This is a genomic window from Limnohabitans sp. (assembly GCF_040401135.1).
Taxonomy (GTDB): domain Bacteria; phylum Pseudomonadota; class Gammaproteobacteria; order Burkholderiales; family Burkholderiaceae_C; genus Limnohabitans.
On record NZ_JBBAOV010000001.1, the window covers coordinates 132,917 to 151,919 of the forward strand.

18 protein-coding genes are annotated in these 19,003 nt (G+C 55.2%); 12 read left to right on the forward strand and 6 right to left on the reverse strand.

Going from position 1 to position 19,003, the window contains the following annotated elements:
- The first annotated feature begins 7 nt into the window (after positions 1–7).
- Genes nuoG through ABWP81_RS00710 form a run of 10 tightly spaced genes read left to right on the forward strand, consistent with a single transcriptional unit; the run spans position 8 to position 11,028 of the window.
- Positions 8–2,173 (forward strand): NADH-quinone oxidoreductase subunit NuoG, encoded by a 2,166-nt coding sequence (gene nuoG, locus ABWP81_RS00665; RefSeq protein WP_353138233.1) that lies wholly within the window; start codon positions 8–10, stop codon positions 2,171–2,173.
- A complete protein-coding gene (gene nuoH, locus ABWP81_RS00670) occupies positions 2,173–3,255 on the forward strand; it encodes an NADH-quinone oxidoreductase subunit NuoH (protein WP_353133766.1) in 1,083 nt (360 codons plus the stop codon). Before nuoG ends, nuoH begins: the two co-directional genes overlap by 1 nt.
- Before the next feature lie 15 nt (positions 3,256–3,270).
- A complete protein-coding gene (gene nuoI, locus ABWP81_RS00675; protein WP_353138236.1) occupies positions 3,271–3,783 on the forward strand; it encodes an NADH-quinone oxidoreductase subunit NuoI in 513 nt (170 codons plus the stop codon).
- Positions 3,784–3,805: 22 nt separating this feature from the next.
- Positions 3,806–4,504: an NADH-quinone oxidoreductase subunit J gene (locus ABWP81_RS00680; RefSeq protein ID WP_353138328.1), complete on the forward strand. Its 699-nt coding sequence runs from the start codon at positions 3,806–3,808 to the stop codon at positions 4,502–4,504.
- The gene (gene nuoK, locus ABWP81_RS00685; protein WP_353133883.1) at positions 4,501–4,809 is read left to right on the forward strand and encodes an NADH-quinone oxidoreductase subunit NuoK; all 309 of its coding nucleotides are present in this window, start codon (positions 4,501–4,503) and stop codon (positions 4,807–4,809) included. The genes ABWP81_RS00680 and nuoK overlap by 4 nt, the downstream gene beginning before the upstream one ends.
- 6 nt (positions 4,810–4,815) lie before the next feature.
- The gene (gene nuoL, locus ABWP81_RS00690) at positions 4,816–6,837 is read left to right on the forward strand and encodes an NADH-quinone oxidoreductase subunit L (RefSeq protein ID WP_353133886.1); all 2,022 of its coding nucleotides are present in this window, start codon (positions 4,816–4,818) and stop codon (positions 6,835–6,837) included.
- 12 nt (positions 6,838–6,849) lie between these two features.
- The gene (locus tag ABWP81_RS00695) at positions 6,850–8,328 is read left to right on the forward strand and encodes an NADH-quinone oxidoreductase subunit M (protein WP_353138239.1); all 1,479 of its coding nucleotides are present in this window, start codon (positions 6,850–6,852) and stop codon (positions 8,326–8,328) included.
- A gap of 14 nt (positions 8,329–8,342) precedes the next feature.
- On the forward strand, positions 8,343–9,830 hold the full coding sequence (gene nuoN, locus ABWP81_RS00700; protein ID WP_353133892.1) for an NADH-quinone oxidoreductase subunit NuoN: 1,488 nt from the start codon (positions 8,343–8,345) through the stop codon (positions 9,828–9,830).
- 47 nt (positions 9,831–9,877) lie between these two features.
- Positions 9,878–10,465, forward strand: coding sequence for an NUDIX domain-containing protein (locus tag ABWP81_RS00705; RefSeq protein WP_353138242.1), 588 nt, complete (start codon positions 9,878–9,880; stop codon positions 10,463–10,465).
- Complete coding sequence (locus ABWP81_RS00710; RefSeq protein ID WP_353138245.1) at positions 10,462–11,028, forward strand: DUF1178 family protein; 567 nt, start codon at positions 10,462–10,464, stop codon at positions 11,026–11,028. Before ABWP81_RS00705 ends, ABWP81_RS00710 begins: the two co-directional genes overlap by 4 nt.
- Here the strand turns inward: ABWP81_RS00710 and miaA are convergent.
- From miaA to mutL, 3 genes are read right to left on the reverse strand one after another with little or no spacing between them, the layout of a single operon-like run.
- On the reverse strand, positions 11,009–12,034 hold the full coding sequence (miaA, locus tag ABWP81_RS00715) for a tRNA (adenosine(37)-N6)-dimethylallyltransferase MiaA (RefSeq protein ID WP_353138248.1): 1,026 nt from the start codon (positions 12,032–12,034) through the stop codon (positions 11,009–11,011). The genes ABWP81_RS00710 and miaA overlap by 20 nt on opposite strands.
- Positions 12,027–13,214, reverse strand: a complete 1,188-nt coding sequence (locus tag ABWP81_RS00720) for a multidrug effflux MFS transporter (RefSeq protein WP_353138251.1) — start codon at positions 13,212–13,214, stop codon at positions 12,027–12,029. The genes miaA and ABWP81_RS00720 overlap by 8 nt, the downstream gene beginning before the upstream one ends.
- Entirely contained in the window at positions 13,214–15,058 is a 1,845-nt protein-coding gene (mutL, locus tag ABWP81_RS00725) for a DNA mismatch repair endonuclease MutL (RefSeq protein ID WP_353138254.1), read from the reverse strand. Before mutL ends, ABWP81_RS00720 begins: the two co-directional genes overlap by 1 nt.
- A gap of 34 nt (positions 15,059–15,092) precedes the next feature.
- Between mutL and ABWP81_RS00730 the strand changes: the two genes are divergently transcribed.
- Entirely contained in the window at positions 15,093–15,746 is a 654-nt protein-coding gene (locus tag ABWP81_RS00730) for a DedA family protein (protein ID WP_353133910.1), read from the forward strand.
- On the opposite strand, the gene ABWP81_RS00735 is transcribed toward ABWP81_RS00730, so the two are convergent.
- From ABWP81_RS00735 to tsaE, 3 genes are read right to left on the reverse strand one after another with little or no spacing between them, the layout of a single operon-like run.
- Positions 15,743–15,994, reverse strand: a complete 252-nt coding sequence (locus ABWP81_RS00735; RefSeq protein WP_353133913.1) for a VF530 family protein — start codon at positions 15,992–15,994, stop codon at positions 15,743–15,745. The genes ABWP81_RS00730 and ABWP81_RS00735 overlap by 4 nt on opposite strands.
- Before the next feature lie 4 nt (positions 15,995–15,998).
- On the reverse strand, positions 15,999–17,414 hold the full coding sequence (locus ABWP81_RS00740; RefSeq protein ID WP_353138257.1) for an N-acetylmuramoyl-L-alanine amidase: 1,416 nt from the start codon (positions 17,412–17,414) through the stop codon (positions 15,999–16,001).
- On the reverse strand, positions 17,411–17,884 hold the full coding sequence (gene tsaE / locus ABWP81_RS00745) for a tRNA (adenosine(37)-N6)-threonylcarbamoyltransferase complex ATPase subunit type 1 TsaE (RefSeq protein WP_353138260.1): 474 nt from the start codon (positions 17,882–17,884) through the stop codon (positions 17,411–17,413). Before tsaE ends, ABWP81_RS00740 begins: the two co-directional genes overlap by 4 nt.
- A 30-nt stretch (positions 17,885–17,914) precedes the next feature.
- Here tsaE and queG point away from each other — a divergent pair, with 30 nt between their 5' ends.
- Positions 17,915–18,994, forward strand: a complete 1,080-nt coding sequence (queG, locus tag ABWP81_RS00750) for a tRNA epoxyqueuosine(34) reductase QueG (RefSeq protein ID WP_353138331.1) — start codon at positions 17,915–17,917, stop codon at positions 18,992–18,994.
- Positions 18,995–19,003: the final 9 nt, after the last annotated feature.

Consider the following 19,003-nt stretch of genomic DNA (forward strand, 5'->3'; position numbering starts at 1 on the left):
AAGTGCCATGATTGAAATCGAACTCGACGGTAAAAAGATTGACGTCCAAGAAGGCTGCATGATCATGCACGCAGCTGAAAAGGCCGGTACATATATTCCCCATTTTTGCTATCACAAGAAACTCAGCATCGCGGCCAACTGCCGCATGTGCTTGGTCGATGTGGAAAAAGCCCCCAAGCCCATGCCTGCCTGTGCCACACCTGTGACGCAAGGCATGATCGTCCGCACCAAGAGCGACAAAGCCATCAAGGCCCAAAAGTCGGTGATGGAGTTTTTGCTCATCAATCACCCCCTCGATTGCCCCATTTGCGACCAAGGTGGTGAGTGCCAGTTGCAAGACTTGGCCGTAGGCTACGGAGGCTCCACCTCCCGCTACGAAGAAGAAAAACGCGTGGTGCACCCCAAGGACGCCGGTCCATTGGTCAGCATGCAAGAGATGAGCCGATGTATCCAATGCACACGCTGCGTGCGCTTTGGCCAAGAAGTGGCCGGCATCATGGAGCTGGGCATGTCCCACCGTGGTGAGCACGCCGAGATTGAAACCTTTGTGGGTCAATCGATTGACTCCGAGCTTTCAGGCAACATGATTGACATCTGCCCTGTGGGCGCACTGACCAGCAAGCCATTCCGTTACAGCGCCCGTACCTGGGAGCTGAGCCGTCGCAAGTCGGTCAGCCCACACGACGCCACGGGTGCTAACTTGGTCGTTCAAGTGAAGAACAACAAGGTCATGCGCGTGGTGCCTTTGGAAAACGAAGACGTCAATGAATGTTGGATTGCTGACCGCGACCGTTTCAGCTACGAAGCTTTAGAAAGCGCGGACCGCTTGACTCTGCCAATGCTCAAGCAAGGTGGCGAGTGGAAAGAAGTCGATTGGCAAACCGCCCTTGAATACGTGGCCAACGGCTTGCAGGGCGTCAAAGCCCAGCACGGCCCACAAGCCATCGGTACATTGGCTAGCCCTCACAGCACGGCTGAAGAGTTGTACTTGGCCGCCGCTTTGACGCGCGGTTTGGGTAGCCAAAACATCGACACACGTTTGCGCGCTGCAGACTTCCAACACGACGGGAAAGCACGTTGGTTGGGTACTTCGGTGGCATCACTCACAACACTGCAACGCGTCCTAGTGATTGGCTCCAACATTCGCAAAGATCAACCTTTGTTGGCTCAGCGTTTGCGCCAAGCCGTTCGCCACGGCGGCAAGGTCAACGCTTTAAATGCACAAGCCTTCGACTGGGCCATGCCCGTCGCCAATACCTTGATGGCTGACGCCGCCAATTGGGTGCAAGCCTTGGCCGACATCGCTGCTGCTGTGGGCATCATCACCGGTGCTTCTGCACCTGCGGCTGGCAACGCCAACAATGCTGAAGCTCAAGCCATCGCCAAGTCTTTGACAGGCGGTGAGCGCAAAGCCATTTTGTTGGGTAACGCGGCGGCACACCATGCCAAAGCCTCTAGCTTGCTTTCCTTGGCTAATTGGATTGGCGCACAAACCGGCGCCACAGTTGGCTTTCTCGGCGAAGCTGCTAATACCGTTGGCGCTCAAGTGGTCGGTGCTTTGCCAAAAGCAGGCGGTCAAGATGCGGGCCAAATGTTGGCAGGTGGTTTGAAGGCGGTGGTGTTGCTCAACACTGAGCCAGCCTTCGATGCTGCCAACGGCGCTGCTGCAGTAGAAGCCATCGGTCAAGCCGATATGGTGGTGACCTTGTCTCCCTTTAAGGCCAATATGGACATCAGCGATGTGCTGTTGCCCATCTCGCCCTTCACCGAAACCGCTGGCACCTTTATCAACACCGAAGGCCGTGCACAAAGCTTTCACGGTGTGGTGAAGCCTTTGGGTGAAACGCGTCCTGCATGGAAAGTTTTACGGGTGTTGGGCACCATGCTCCATGTGCCTGGCTTTGAGTTTGAAACCATCGAAGAGGTGCGTGCTCAAGCTATTCCTTCCAACGTGCAAGCCTTGATGTCCAACGCATGCGCCGCCAGTGTGGACGTGAGCCCGGTTGCTGGTCAGCCTGCCTCTGCGTCGATTTACCAGCTCGACAGCTTGGTGCGCCGCGCACCATCGCTTCAACTCACGGCGGACGCGAAGCAACCTTCGGATGATGCGAAGCAACCTGCGGTTGACGCGAAGCAACCTGCGGTTGCGGCCCAGTTGCAAGGAGCTCAGTGATGGTTGACAACATTTATAACGCCGGCTTTGGCTTGATGTCGGATGTGTGGTGGACCTCACTGGCTTGGCCTGTGCTTTGGACTTTGCTGAAGATTGTGGGTGTGTTGCTGCCCTTGTTACTTTGCGTTGCTTATCTAACTTTGTGGGAGCGCAAGGCCATTGGCTACACCCAGATCCGCAAAGGGCCTAACCGTACGGGTCCTGGTGGTTTGTTGCAACCCATCGCTGACGCGCTGAAGTTGCTCACCAAAGAGATCATCATTCCCACGAAAGCAACTACAAGTTTGTTCTTCTTGGGTCCCATCATGACCATCATGCCCGCCTTGGCAGCATGGGCTGTAATTCCTTTTGGCCCTGACGTGGCTTTGGCCAACATCAACGCAGGCTTGTTGTTTTTAATGGCCATCACCTCGCTGGAGGTTTACGGCGTCATCATCGCGGGTTGGGCGTCTAACTCCAAGTACGCTTTCATTGGCGCCATGCGTGCATCGGCCCAAATGGTCAGCTACGAAATTGCCATGGGCTTTTGCTTCGTGATCGTCTTGATGATCTCCAACAGCTTGAACATGACTGACATCGTGATGGGTCAAGCCAAGGGCATGATGGCTGACAAAGGTTTAGGCTTCTTGTCTTGGAACTGGTTGCCTTTGTTCCCCGTGTTCATCATTTACTTCATCTCAGGTTTGGCTGAAACCAACCGTCACCCGTTTGACGTGGTGGAAGGCGAATCCGAAATCGTGGCTGGCCACATGATCGAATACTCGGGCATGTCTTTTGCCATGTTCTTCTTGGCTGAATACGCCAACATGATCTTGGTTTCCATGTTGACCGTGGTCATGTTCTTGGGCGGCTGGTTGTCACCCATTGATCACCCCTTGTTCAACATGATCCCTGGCTGGATTTGGCTGGGTATCAAGACCTTTGTGGTGGTGACCATGTTCTTGTGGGTGCGTGCCACGTTCCCACGTTATCGCTATGACCAAATCATGCGTTTGGGTTGGAAGATCTTTATTCCACTCACCTTGATCTGGTTGTTGGTGGTGGGTATTTGGATTCAAACACCTTGGAATATCTGGAAATAAAACCGGAAATACACCATGACAACGACTACTCATTCCGCCCCATTCTCGTTGCGCGACTTTTTGTCGAGCTTCCTTTTGATCGAACTGCTCAAAGGCATGGCCCTCACAGGCAAATATATGTTTTCGCGCAGCATCACCATTCAGTTTCCAGAAGAGAAGACGCCTTTGTCGCCTCGCTTCCGCGGACTGCATGCGTTGCGTCGTTATGACAACGGCGAAGAGCGCTGCATTGCTTGCAAACTGTGCGAGGCTGTTTGCCCTGCCATGGCTATCACCATCGAATCAGAACAGCGCGCAGATGGCAGCCGCCGCACCACGCGCTATGACATCGACTTGACCAAGTGCATCTTCTGCGGTTTCTGCGAAGAGAGCTGTCCTGTTGATTCGATCGTTGAAACACACATCTTTGAATACCACGGTGAAAAACGCGGTGACCTGTACTTCACCAAAGAAATGTTGTTAGCAGTGGGCGACCGCTACGAACCCGAAATCGCTGCCAATAAAGCAGCTGATGCTAAATACCGTTAAAGATTTGATGATGGACGTACCTATGGATGTGAAGTCGGCTCTTTTTTACGCGTTCTCAGCAGTCATGCTGTTTGCTGCATTTCGCGTCATTACGTCGCGTAACCCTGTACACGCCGCGCTTTTTTTGGTCTTGGCTTTCTTCCAGGCCTCTGGCATCTGGATGTTGCTCAAAGCAGAATTTCTGTCCATCACCCTAGTGCTTGTTTACGTGGGTGCTGTGATGGTCTTGTTCTTGTTTGTGGTGATGATGTTGGACATCAACATCGACAGCATTCGCCAGAGCTTTTGGAAGCACTTTCCACTCGCGGCCACAGTGGGTGCGGTGATCGCCCTCGAATTGGCAGCTGTGCTGTTGGGTGGTTTTCGCATCAGTGAGCCCCGCCAACAAGTGGCAGCGAACGTTATTTCGCCAGCGGCGGTGACGGCTGTGGCGCCTGTGGCGCCTGTGGATGTGGCTTCCGCCGCAGACGTGGGTCATGTGGTGGTTACGCAAGTTTCCAACACCAAAGCCCTGGGTATCTTGCTCTACACCGAGTACCTCTACCCTGTGCAAGTAGCAGCGTTGATTTTGTTTGTGGCTTTGATTGCTGCCATCGCTTTAACTTTACGCGCGCGCAAAGACAGCAAATTCCAAAATGCAAGTCAACAAGCCCGTGTTAAGTCTCGAGACAGAGTGACGCTGGTCAAAATGGATGCGGTCAAACCGGAGACAAAAGAATGAGCATCACCTTAGGCCATTACCTCACTTTGGGTGCGATTTTGTTTGCACTCTCTGTGATCGGCATCTTCTTGAACCGCAAAAACTTGATCGTCTTGTTGATGGCGATTGAATTGATGTTGCTCGCGGTCAATATGAACTTCGTGGCGTTCTCTTATTACTTGGGTGATTTGAACGGCCAAATTTTTGTTTTCTTCATCTTGACCGTGGCGGCTGCTGAGTCTGCCATCGGCTTGGCGATTCTGGTGCAATTGTTTCGCAACAAGTCCAGTATCAACGTGGATGAACTCAATACGCTCAAGGGTTAATTCACTATGTCCCAAACCCTGCAAGTTTCTACGTTGCTGGCTGTGCCCTTGGCGCCGCTGGTGGGCTCTGCCTTAGCTGGTATTTTTGGAACCCGCTTCGGCGGCAACCAAATCGGCCGCAGCCTAACTCACTCACTCACCATCTTGGGCGTGTTCATCGCCTTCGTTCTGTCGGCTATGACGCTCTACAGCGTGGCCATAGACGGCGCGCGTTTTAATGAAACCCTCTACACCTGGATGGTGGTGGGTGATTTAAAAATGGAAATCGGCTTCATGGTTGATGGCCTGACCGCGATGATGATGTGTGTCGTGACCTTTGTGTCTTTGATGGTTCACATCTACACCATTGGCTACATGAAAGAGGACGAAGGTTACAACCGATTCTTCTCTTACATTTCCTTGTTCACCTTTTCCATGTTGATGCTTGTGATGAGTAACAACATGCTGCAACTGTTCTTCGGTTGGGAAGCTGTGGGCTTGGTGTCTTACTTGCTCATTGGGTTTTGGTTTAACAAACCTACAGCCATCTTCGCTAATATGAAGGCCTTCTTGGTCAACCGCGTGGGTGACTTCGGCTTCATTTTGGGTATTGGTTTGATCGTGGCCTACGGTGGCACTTTGAACTACACCGAAGCATTTGCTAAGGCCGCCGAACTGGGCGCGATCACTTTCCCCGGCACTGACTGGATGCTTGTGACCGTGATTTGTATCTGCTTGTTCATTGGCGCGATGGGCAAGTCGGCTCAGTTTCCGCTGCATGTGTGGTTGCCTGACTCCATGGAAGGTCCAACACCTATTTCTGCGTTGATTCACGCAGCGACCATGGTGACGGCCGGTATCTTCATGGTGGCTCGCATGTCGCCTCTCTTTGAGCTGTCTGACACAGCGCTGAACTTCATCCTAGTGATTGGTGCCATCACCGCTTTGTTCATGGGCTTTTTGGGCTTGATTCAAAACGACATCAAGCGTGTGGTGGCTTATTCCACACTTTCACAACTCGGTTACATGACCGTGGCCTTGGGCGCATCGGCATACTCTGTGGCCGTGTTTCACTTGATGACCCATGCATTCTTCAAAGCTTTGCTGTTCTTGGGTGCCGGTTCTGTCATCATGGGCATGCATCACAACCAAGACATCCGTTGGATGGGCGGCGTGCGCAAGTACATGCCCATCACTTGGATCACTTCGTTGTTGGGATCGCTGGCGTTGATTGGCACGCCATTTTTCTCAGGCTTCTATTCCAAAGACAGCATCATTGAAGCTGTAGCTGAAAGCACCTTGCCCGGCGCAGGCTTCGCCCACTTTGCTGTTTTGGCTGGTGTGTTTGTGACGGCGTTCTATTCGTTCCGCATGTACTTTCTCGTGTTCCATGGCGAAGAGCGTTACGACCAAAATCCAGATTTGAAGAATGGTGACCATGCGCCTCACCATGGCCACGATGAGCACCATGCCCCACACGAGTCCCCATGGGTGGTGACAGTGCCTTTGATTTTGCTGGCTATTCCGTCTGTTTTGATTGGTTTTTACACCATCGATCCGTTGGTGTTCGGTGAGTTTTTCAAAGATGCGATCGTCATCAACACCGACAAGCATCCTGCAATGGCTGTGTTGACACACCACTACCACGGCGCTGTCGCCATGGCCTTGCATGCCTTGAGCACGGCGCCGTTCTGGCTGGCTGTGGCGGGTGTTGCATCGTCTTACTACATGTACATGGTCAACCCAGCTGTGCCTACTGCGATCAAGCGCGTGTTCCACCCCATCTACGTCTTGTTCGAAAACAAGTACTACTTGGATTGGTTCAACGAAAACGTTTTGGCCCGTGGCGCTCGCGCCTTGGGTACAGGCTTGTGGAAGGGCGGCGACCAAGCCATCATTGAAGGTGGTGTGGTGAATGCTTCTTGGAAGTTGGTGGGTTGGGTGTCATCGCTGACACGTCAGTTGCAAACTGGCTACCTCTACCACTACGCCTTGTCCATGATCTTGGGCGTATTCCTGCTGATGACATGGTTCGTTTGGCTCAAATAAGGAGAATAAAAAATGGGTTTGTTGAGCCTTGTCATTTGGACACCAATTTTTTTGGGTGTCATCTTGCTCGCCTTCGGGCGTGACGAACATGCCAGGGGCGTGCGCTGGTTTGCGTTGATCGGTTCTTTGGTCAGTTTGGCTGTCACTTTGCCGCTGTTCAGCGGTTTCGACAACAGCACAGCAGCCTTGCAGTTTGTTGAAAAATCGATGTGGATTGAACGTTTTAATGTTTTCTATCACATTGGTTTAGATGGTTTGTCTTTGTGGTTCGTCTTGTTGACCGCGTTCATCAACGTCATCGTTGTGATCGCGGGTTGGGAAGTGATCACCGAGCGCGTCAACCAATATATGGGCGCGTTCTTGATCTTGAGCGGTTTGATGATCGGTGTGTTTTGCGCCGCCGACGGCATGCTTTTTTATGTGTTCTTTGAAGCCACCTTGATTCCGATGTACTTGATCATCGGCGTATGGGGCGGCCCGAACAAAATCTATGCAGCGTTCAAGTTCTTCTTGTACACCTTGTTGGGTTCTTTGTTGATGTTGATCGCCTTGATCTTCCTCTACACGCAATCGGCTGGCAGTTTTGATTTGGCTGCTTGGCACAAACTGCCATTGCCAATGTCTGCGCAAACCTTGTTGTTCTTTGCGTTCTTTGCAGCATTTGCAGTGAAAGTGCCTATGTGGCCAGTGCACACATGGTTGCCCGATGTTCACGTGGAAGCACCTACCGGCGGTTCTGCCGTTCTGGCCGCGATCATGTTGAAACTTGGTGCTTATGGCTTTTTGCGCTTCTCAATGCCCATCGCGCCAGATGCTGCACACGAATACGCTTGGCTCATGATTGCGCTGTCACTCGTGGCCGTGGTCTACGTTGGCTTGGTGGCCATGGTGCAAGAAGACATGAAAAAGCTGGTGGCGTATTCATCCGTGGCGCACATGGGCTTTGTGACCTTGGGTTTTTTCATCTTTAACGACATTGGCGTCTCTGGTGCTTTGGTGCAAATGATTGCGCACGGCTTTGTGTCTGCTGCGATGTTCTTGTCCATCGGCGTGTTGTACGACCGCATGCACTCGCGTGAAATTGCCAGCTACGGCGGCGTGGTGAACACCATGCCCAAGTTCTCTGCGTTTGCTTTGTTGTTTGCTATGGCCAACTGCGGTTTGCCTGGTACGGCTGGATTCGTGGGTGAGTGGATGGTTATTTTGGGTGCTATCAAATACAACTTCTGGGTTGGCTTTGCTGCGGCTTCCGCCTTGATCTTTGGCGCAGCCTACACCTTGTGGATGATCAAACGCGTGTATTTGGGCCCTGTAGCCAATGACCACGTCAAAGAATTGACCGACATCAACAGCCGCGAGTTTGTGATGTTGGCCCTGTTGGCAATCGCTGTGTTGGCCATGGGCATCTTCCCCAAGCCATTCACTGACGTGATGGACGTGTCCGTAGCTGAGTTACTCAAACACGTGGCCATTTCCAAATTGCCGCAATAAAGAGGGTTTGAAAAATGTTTGAAAAACTGAGCATCGCTGCGGTTTATCCCGATATCTTGTTGGCTGTGATGGCCATCGTGATTGCTTTGGTGGACTTGTCTGTCAAGTCCCCACGTCGCACCACTACCTATGTCTTGTCGCTCATCACCCTTGGTGTTGTGGCTTACCTTGAGGCGGTGGCCGCCACACAAGGTCAAACGATTTACAGCTTTGGCAACATGGTGGTTTCTGACGCCATGGGCAGCTGGCTCAAGTGCTTTGCAGCTTTGGCTGTGATGGTCACTCTGGTGTATGGCCGTCCTTATGCTGCGGATCGCGACATGTTGCGCGGTGGAGAGTTGTTCACCTTGGGTTTGTTTGCATTGCTGGGCATGTTCATCATGATCTCGGGCAACAACTTTCTCGTGCTTTATCTCGGTTTGGAGTTGTTGACCTTGTCCAGCTACGCCTTGGTGGCCTTACGTCGCGACAGCGCCGTGGCCAGCGAAGCCGCGATGAAATATTTTGTGTTGGGCGCGATGGCCAGTGGCTTCTTGCTGTACGGCTTGTCCATGTTGTACGGCGCGACAGGTTCGCTCGATATCACCACCGTATTCAAGGCTGTGGCCTCGGGCCAAATTAAGCACCAAGTGCTGGTTTTGGGCTTGGTGTTTGTGGTGTGCGGCTTGGCGTTTAAATTCGGTGTGGTGCCTTTCCACATGTGGATTCCTGACGTTTACCACGGCGCACCCACAGCCGTCACCTTGATGATTGGTGGCGCACCGAAATTGGCCGCATTCGCCATGACCATCCGTTTGTTGGTGGAAGGCTTGTTGCCCTTAGCCGTGGACTGGCAGCAAATGTTGATGGTCTTGGCCATCTCATCCTTGCTGATTGGTAATTTGGCCGCTGTGGCACAAACCAACCTCAAGCGCATGTTGGCCTTCTCGACCATCGCCCAAATGGGTTTTGTGTTGATTGGTTTACTGTCAGGCGTAGTCAACGGCAACACCGCTGCGGCTGCCAACGCCTATAGCTCGGCCATGTTCTACGTCATCACCTATGTGCTGACAACGTTGGCCACCTTTGGCATCATCTTGTTGTTGGCACGTGAAGGCTTTGAGAGCGAAGAAATTTCCGACCTCGCAGGCTTGAACCAACGCAGCCCTTTGTACGCGGGTGTCATGGCAGCTTGTATGTTCTCGTTGGCAGGTGTGCCACCGCTGGTTGGCTTCTACGCCAAGCTGTCGGTATTGCAAGCTTTGATTGCTTCTGGTCAAGCGGGTGCGATTGCGTTGGCGATCTTCGCGGTCATGATGTCGCTGATTGGTGCCTTCTATTACTTGCGCATTGTCAAGGTCATGTACTTTGATGCACCCATCACGGCAACCACCGTGTCGGCTAGCGCAGATGTGCGTGTGGTGTTGAGCATCAACGGCGCGTTGATTTTAATTTTGGGCATCTTGCCTGGCGGGTTGATGGCGCTTTGCGCCAAAGCCATCGTGACCACGTTGGGGACTTGAGCCCCTGTTGTTCTACTTAAGCCAGCTGTCAAGCTGGCTTTTTTAACATGACCTTGAAGCCCTCCACTGACGACCATTTGATCGAATACACCGTCGACCATGTCGAGCTGCTCAAAGGCCACTTTCTGCATGCTTTTCGTGACACCGTACGTTTGCCCAGCGGTGACACCGCTTCCCGCGAATTTGTGATTCACCCAGGTGCGGTGATGATCATTGCCATGCGCGACGATGGGCGCTTGGTGATGGAGCGTCAATACCGCTACCCCGTGAAGCAAGTGATGGTTGAGTTTCCTGCAGGTAAGCTCGACCCAAACGAAGATCATTGGGCCTGTGCCCAGCGCGAGTTGTTGGAAGAAACGGGCTATCGCGCTGCAGAGTGGGCGTACGCGGGTGTGTTGCATCCCGTCATCAGCTACTCCACCGAGTTCATTAACATTTGGTTTGCGCGTGGCCTCACACAAGGCGAGCGGCAGTTGGACCAAGGTGAATTTCTGGATGTGTTTGATGCCAGCGTGGACGAGCTGTTGGCATGGTCTCGTGATGGTCAACTGACCGATGCGAAAACCTTGACCGGTTTACTTTGGCTACAAAACCACCTCAGTGGCGCATGGCCTTTGGAATGGAAGCGCGTGTGAAAGTTTTAGATCTCCAATGCGGCCAACAGCACGTGTTTGAAGGCTGGTTTGGATCCGAAGGCGATTATCAAAGCCAGCTCGAACGTGGTTTGGTGGCGTGTCCTATGTGCGGCGATGCCAGTGTTACCAAAAGGCTCAGCGCGCCGCGTTTGAACTTGAACACCACACGCGGTGAGCGCGAGATAGTGGGTAACGCTATTGGCAATTCAGCAGTCAGCTCAGAGGGAAATCAAGCACAAGCCGCCGCATCAATTCACGACTCAGAGAGTGCCTCTGCCTCTAGGTCTAACGCTTCTAGGCTTCCAAGCCTGCAAGAGGTGGCTAACTTAGAGCCCGCGCAATTGCAAGCCGCTTTGCTCAAGATGGTGCGCCATGTGGTGGCCAACACTGTCGATGTGGGCAACAGCTTTCCGGAAGAAGCCCGCAAGATGCACTACGGCGAAACCGAGCAGCGCAACATTCGAGGCCACGCAACACCTGAAGAAACCGAAGCGTTGATTGACGAAGGCATTGCCGTCATGCCTTTGCCTTTGCCAGACGTGCTTAAAGAGCCGCTGCAGTAAAACGCGCCACAGCGGTCAGTGTTTGAGCCAAAGCATCTGGTGCATCACAAGGCAAGACGATCCGTTCATCCATGCCGCGCAGCCAAGTGAGTTGTCGCTTGGCCAGCTGCCGTGTGGCGGCTACACCCAGCTCGTGCAGCTGCGGCAAGATGCTTTCAGGTGAAGCGCCTATGGCCTGCGCACGGTCAAGCAGCTCCCACGCTTGGCGATAGCCCACACAACGCATGCTGGGCAAATCGATGTGCAAGTCACCACGCGCACGCAATGCTTGCATCTCGGCCAAAAATCCGCCCGCCAACATGATGTCAAAGCGTTGCGCAATCCGTTCGTGCAGCCATGCGCGGTTAACAGGTTCAAGCGAGAGCAGGGGCATGTTCAATGCCGGTTGTGCGGTACGCGTTGCGTCGCCTTCCGTAAACCATTGCGACAAAGCTTTGCCGCTCACGCGCCAGACCTCCAGCGCACGAGAAATGCGCTGTGCATCATTGGGCGCCAAGCGGGCTGCAGTGATGGCGTCCACCTTGGCTAGCTCGGCGTGCATCGCAGGCCAGCCTAAGGCGAACGCTTGTTGTTCAATCTCGGCACGCAACTCGGGCTGTGCGGTGGGCAGGTCGTCAATGCCGTCGCGCAAAGCTTTGAGGTAGAGCATGGTGCCGCCTACCAGCAATGGCAGCTTGCCTCGCGCGCGGATGTCGGTCATCAGCGCGTTGGCGTCGCGTGCAAATTCGGCTGCGCTGTAGGCGTGCAGTGGGTCGCGAATATCGATGAGGTGGTGCGCCACTTGCGCTAACTCTTTAGCATTGGGTTTGGCTGTGCCAATGTTCATGCCGCGATACACCAGGGCTGAGTCAATGCTGATAATTTCAACGGGCCACTGCTTTGCCACAGCCAAAGCCGCCGCTGTTTTACCGCTGGCGGTGGGGCCAACCAAGGCGATGGCGTCGACCGACCAGCCATTTGCGCGGCCAGATGCGCGGCCAGATGCACAAGTCGACGGCTTAGACACGTGGGCCTCCTCTGCGCAGCACCAAAACCCAAGCTGACAGGGCCGTCAACACCGACCAAAAAGCAATGCTTTGTACCATTGGCATAGCTGAGCCATCTTTGGCTGCGCCCAGCCATAAGCCAGTGGCAAAAGCAGCCGACATCATCAAGAAACCACCGAGGGCAGAGGCTGCACCTGCTGCTTTGGGAAAGGGCCCCACGGAGCCGCTTTGACCGCATGGCTGGTGAATACCGTGGGCCAAGATGAATAAATAAAACGGTCCCATCAAGCCCACCACGCTGTGCCAGCCCAACCATGCGTTGAGGGCCATCAAGCCGCCCCCCATCAAGCTGAGTGCGCCACCGATGGCCACTGTGTGCGCCACACCAAAACGGGCCAGCAAACGTCGGCACAAGACCGTGCCCAGCAAATAAGTGAAAGCCATAGAAAACAATAGCAAGCCGTACTGCCAACGCAACAAACCTAACAAGTTGATAAAGACAAAAGACGATGAGGCCAAGAAGCTGAACAGGCCGCCATAAGTGCTAACTAACACGCATGTGAAGGCCACAAAAGTGGGGTGACGCATGATCTGCCACCATGTCTTGGCCAAGACCTTGAACTGCAGCGCGTGTGGGTTTTTGCGGTGCAAGGTTTCCTTGAACTTCCATGCGACCAACCCCAAGGTGATGGCACCAAACCCCATCACCAAACCCAATGCGGCATGCCAGCTCCAGACATCTGTCAACAAGCCACCCAGAGGCGCGCTGGCACAGGCCAAGATAGCTAAACCGGTGAGTGCCTTAGACATCACGCCCGCGCCCGTTTCGGGTGTGTACAGGTCGCGCACGATGGCGCGAGCGCACATCACCACGGCGCCCATAGCCGCGCCTTGTAGCGCCCGCCAAACGATGAGCTCGTGCATGCTGCTGGCCAACACGCAGCCCAAACCAGCCAAGGTGAATGTGGACAAGCCACACAACAAAATAGGACGACGGCCAAAGCGGTCTGACAGCGGGCCCCACACCAGCTGCGATGTGCCAAAGGCCAAAAGCAAGGCACTGAGCGTGAGCTGAACCTGAGAAAGTTCTGCAGCAAACTCCGTCTTGATGGCGGGCAGGGCGGGTAAATACAAATCGGTGGCCACGGGCTGAATGCCCAGCAGCATCGACAACAACACAATGATGAGTGTGGGTGACATCAACGGCCGCGCAAAAACAGCGCGTCGAGCTCACGCATCGTCAGCTGTCGCCAAGTAGGGCGGCCGTGGTTGCATTGGTCTGATCGATCGGTCACTTCCATTTGGCGCAGCAAGCCATTCATCTCGTCAATCGTGAGTTTGCGGTTGGCACGCACCGCGCCGTGGCAGGCCATGGTGGCCAGCAGTTCGTTGCGGGCGCGTTGCACCACGGTGCTGGCGTCGTGTTGGCTCAACTCGGCCAACACGCTGCGGGCCAGCGCCACAGCGTCGCCTTGCGCCAAGGTGCTGGGCACAGCACGCACAGCCAAGGTTTTGCCCGACAGGGTGGAGATTTCTAAACCCAACTCTTGCAGCGCTTCAGCGCAGGCTTCAGCAGTGGCTACTTCTTGCGCAGTGGCTGGGAAAGTGGCTGGAATCAACAGCGGTTGGCTGCTGATGCGTTGCGCGTCAATTTGTGTTTTGAGTTGTTCGTACACGATGCGCTCATGTGCTGCGTGCATATCGACCAGCACCAAGCCTTGCGCGTTCTCCGCCAAGATGTAAACGCCGTGCAACTGCGCAATGGCTTTGCCCATAGGCCAAGTTTCGGAGGCTGCATTAGTCGCAAAACTTTGCGTGGGTTGTTCTTCGGCGGGCAGGCCCGTGCGCGGTGTGGATTGCCAGAGTGCGCCCACATCTGCCACCCGCGTGCCAGCCAAAGGTATGGGCGCTTGTTGCCAGTTAAAAGCAGAAGTGTCAGCAGTGCCGGCCATGGGCAACTCATGGTTTTGCAGCGCATTGGCCATCAGCATATTGGCACGCGGCACAGCCAAGGCGTTTTCGACCGCGTGGCGTACGGCTTGGTGTACCTCGCGGCCATCACGAAAACGCACTTCAATCTTGGTGGGGTGCACGTTGACATCCACACGCGTGGGCTCAATCTCTACGTACAAGGCATAGACGGGTTGGCGGTGGCCGTGCAGCACATCTTCATAGGCGCTGCGTGCGGCGTGGGTGATGACTTTGTCGCGCACATAGCGGCCATTCACATAGGCAAATTGCTGGTCAGCGCGCGAGCGTGCGGCATCTGGAATGCCAGCTCGGCCCACCACGGTCACGTTGCCAGATTGGTAATGCACCGCCACTGAGTTGTTTAAAAAGTCATCGCCCAACACGTTGGCCAAGCGACGGTCGAGCGCGTGTTTGCGTTGGGCATTCAAGTCTTCGCCCGATTCGGAGTCAATGGTTTGCGCACGCCATTGCTCCACCAACTTGCCTTCGTGCCAAATGGCAAAGCCCACCTCGGGGCGGGTAAGGGCATGGCGGCGCACGGCTTCGACGCAGTGGGCCAGCTCGGTGTTGTCGGTCTTTAAAAATTTGCGGCGTGCGGGCGTGCTGTAAAACAGCTCTTTCACTTCCACGGTGGTGCCTTGGGCGCGGGCGGCGGGTTGCAGCTCGCCGCTTCGGCCATCCAGCAACATGGCACTGTCTTGCGCGGCGGTGCGCGACATCACTGACAGCTCTGACACCGATTGAATAGCGGCCAATGCCTCACCCCGAAAGCCCATGGTGCCCACTGATTCGAGCTCAGTCAGGCTGGTGATCTTGCTGGTGGCGTGCCGCTTTAAGGCCACGGGTAGCTCGTTGGCTGGAATGCCTACGCCGTTATCTTCCACGCTAATCATGCGCACACCACCGGCCAAGAGGCGCAGAGTGATTTGTGTGGCACCCGCGTCTAGCGCGTTGTCCACCAGCTCGCGCACGACGGATGCGGGCCGCTCGACCACCTCGCCCGCAGCGATTTGGCTGATGAGTTCGTCAGGAAGTTCGCGAATGGCGCGTGGGGGTTGGGTAGCAGGGTGCACTGACCCATTTTAGAGGCAGGGGATAATGCAACCTATGGAAATTATTACCTTCTTGATCGACTTCATCCTCCATGTGGACCGCCACTTGGAGACCTTCGTGACGAACTACGGCACCTGGGTCTATGCCTTGTTGTTCCTCATCATCTTTGTCGAGACAGGCTTGGTGGTGATGCCCTTTTTGCCTGGCGACTCGCTGCTGTTTGTGGTGGGCGCCATGTGTGGTGTGGGCTTGATGGATTACAGCTTGTCGGTGACGCTGCTTTTCATCGCGGCAGTCGCGGGCAACCAGACCAACTACACCATTGGCCGCTTCTTTGGCCCCAAGGTGTTTGGGTGGGAAGACTCCAAGTTTTTCAACCGCCGCGCCTTTGACCAAGCCCATGCGTTTTACGAGCGCTATGGTGGTGTGACTTTGATTGCTGCGCGCTTCATGCCGTTTGCGCGCACCTTTGCGCCGTTTGTGGCTGGTGTGGCGCAGATGACGCGTCGCAAGTTCACCTTTTATGACGTCACGGGTGGCGCCTTGTGGGTGGGCGGCATCGTGACGGTAGGTTATTTCTTTGGTAACTTTCCTTGGGTCAAAGCAAATTTAGACAAAATCATTTGGGCGATGATTTTTATTCCGGGTGCATTGACTTTGTATGGGTCTTGGAAAGCGTCACGCTCAGCGCAAGTGAAGGCCGATTAAAACCCGCGTTCCTCGCGGCGCATGTCGCGCAGCATGAACAAATACAAGCTCTCCACCTTGTCGCGCGCCCAAGGTGTTTTGCGTAAAAATTTCAGGCTTGATCCCACGCTTGGGTCGTGCGTGAAACAGCGGATGTTGATGCGCTCGCCCAAACCATCCCATCCGTAGCAGTCCGCCAGTTCGGTGACGAGGGCTTCTAGGGTTTTGCCATGCAAGGGGTTGCGTGGTTGTGTGGGTGTGTCGGTCATTGCGTTAGGTGTTGCGTGTTTTGGCCAGCGGCGGGTTGCGTGAAAAGTAGCGTTCAATGCCTTTCATCAGCGCATCGGCCAAGTCGTTTTGGTATTGGGGGCTGACCAACCGTTTTTCTTCTTCGGGGTTGCTGATGAAGGCGGTTTCTACCAAGACGCTGGGAATGTCGGGAGCTTTCAGTACCGCAAAGCCCGCTTGCTCGACGCGGTCTTTGTGCAGTTTGCCGATGTGTTTGATCTGCCCCAGCATCGCGCTGCCGAGCTTTAGGCTGTCTTTGATTTGCGCGGTGGTGCTCATGTCGAGCAGGGCGCGTTGCACGGCGGCATCTTGGCTCTTGATGTTCAAGCCACCAATCAAGTCGGCACGGTTTTCTTGCTTGGCCATCCACTTGGCGGCGGCACTCGAAGCCGCACCATCGCTCAGTGCAAACACACTGGCCCCTTTGGCTTGAGGGGTTTGAAACGCATCGGCATGGATGCTGATAAACAAATCTGCCTGCACGCGTCTGGCTTTTTCAACGCGCTGTTGCAGCGGCACAAAGTAGTCGGCGTCCCGCGTGAGGTAGGCCCTCATAGGCAAGTTGCCTTGCTTGGTTTTGATCACGGTGTTGTTGATGCGGTCGCGCAGGCGGTGTGCAATTTTCAGCACCACTTCTTTTTCGCGTGTACCGCTGGGGCCAATGGCGCCTGGGTCTTCGCCGCCGTGGCCGGGGTCCAAGGCAACGATGATGAAGCGCTCGCCGTCCTGCCTTTGATTCACGGAGTCGGCGGTGGTGATGGGTGCAGACGCTGCAGATGCCGCTGGAAAGGTTAGCTCAGACGGCGCGTTGGGCTTGGCCATCAAATCGCCTACAGGGTCAGCATGGGTGCCGAGTTTCGACCCGGGGGGCGGCGTCGGCGTGGCCGTCATCGACGGCGCGTTGTAGGTGGTGCCGCCTTTAAGTTTGTCAGCGATCAAGGCTTCAAGCGGGTCGGCCACCTCTGACGGGTAGAGGTCCAGCACCAAGCGGTGTTGGTACTGTGTGTTGCCAGTTTTCACGGGCATCAAATTAAACACCTGCGGCTGGACCATACGGCGCAAGTCCAGTACCAAGCGTACGGTTTTGTTGGCAAATTGGCCCACGCGCACACCCGTGATGTAAGGGTCGTCCGAGCGCACTTTGCCCACCAACTCTTTGAGGGCAGGGTTGAGCTCGATGCCTTCAATGTCCACCGCCAAGCGCGGTGGGTTGGCCACGAAGATGGGCACAGTTTTGAGCGCCATGTCGCTTTCAATCGTCACGCGCGTGTAGGCCGCTGCGGGCCACACGCGCACCGCCACGATGCTGGAACCCCACGCAATGTCGGTACCACCCAGAAGCAACGCGAGCGTGCCGCCTTGCAAAAGGCTGCGTCGCTGAATGCCGTGTTGCTGCGTCATGCCATTAGCTCCTGCCCGCGTGCAGAGCGCGCGTTGATGGTCACTTGGCGCTGTTCGTCGTCGCACACTTGGATGTCGAGTTCCAGGTCGGGTGTGGGCATCACGCCCGCAGCGTTTTGTGGCCATTCGCACAGCTTCAAACCCGCGCTGGCAAAGATGTCGCGAAAGCCAGCGTCCTCCCACTCGCGAGGGTCGCTGAAGCGGTAAAAGTCAAAGTGCCACACTTCGCCTGCGGTCACTGTGTAGGGCTCGACGACGGCATAGGTAGGGCTTTTGATATTGCCTTGGACGCCCAGAGCGCGAAGCAGATGGCGCACCAACGTGGTTTTGCCTGCGCCCAAATCGCCGTGCAAAGCGATACAAGCGTTCAAGTTGGCGCGTGTCAATGCCGCGGCCATCTGCGTTGCAAACGCGGCAGTGGCGGCCTCATCGGGCCAAACAAGAGTTTTTACAATGGTGGAATTATTCAAAGGTGTAAGTTGTCAATCAATTACCAATTGTTGCTCACGAAAATTCAGGCTCTAGGGCAAACACTAGGATTTTCTCAAATTGCAGTGGCCCCTTTGGACTTATCTTCGGCCGAGCCGCATTTGCAAAATTGGCTGTCGCAAAACTTTCACGGCAGCATGGACTACATGGCCCGCCACGGCATGAAGCGGGCACGCCCTGCCGAGCTGGTGCCGGGCACCTTGAGTGTGCTGACCGCCCGCATGAACTATCTGCCGCGCGACATGGCCGAGGGCTGGCAAGAGGCCGAATGGCTGCGCTTGCGCAACCCTGCCGAGGCAGTGGTGTCGGTCTACGCCCGCGGTCGCGACTACCACAAGGTACTTCGTAATAGGCTTGACACACTCGCCCAGCAAATTGACGCCTTGCTGGCTGATGCCTTAAAGCCCCACGGCTTTGAATACCGAGCTTTCACCGATTCGGCTCCCGTGCTCGAGGCCGAGCTGGCCACCCGCAGCGGCCAAGGCTGGCGCGGCAAACACAGCTTGGTGCTCAACCGAGAAGCAGGATCGATGTTTTTCTTGGGTGAAATTTTTCTGAACGTGGCCTTGCCCGCTTCCGAACCCATCACTGCCCACTGCGGCGAATGCACCGCGTGCATCGATGTGTGCCCCACGCAAGCCATCATCGCGCCCGGCTTGGTGGATGCTCGCCGATGCATTTCGTATTTGACGATTGAGCACGACGGCTCCATTGACGAAGCGCTGCGCCCTTTAATGGGCAACCACATTTACGGCTGCGATGACTGCCAGCTGATTTGTCCTTGGAACAAGTTTGCGCAAGCCTCTAGCTTGCCGGACTTCGATGTTCGCTCAGGTTTGGTGGGCCAAGACATGGCGCGCTTATTGGCGTGGAGCGAAACAGATTTTTTGTGCTACACCGAGGGCAGCCCTATTCGCCGCATTGGCCATGTGCGCTGGTTGCGCAACTTGGCGGTGGCGGCGGGCAATGCGCTTCGCCATGTGGATGAAGCTGCCATTGATCGCGCCGAGTTGCGCCAAGCGCTGCAAGCCTGCCTATCGCACCCCAGCGAGGTGGTGCGTGAACACGTGCACTGGGCTTTGGCGCAGTAACATCAAGTC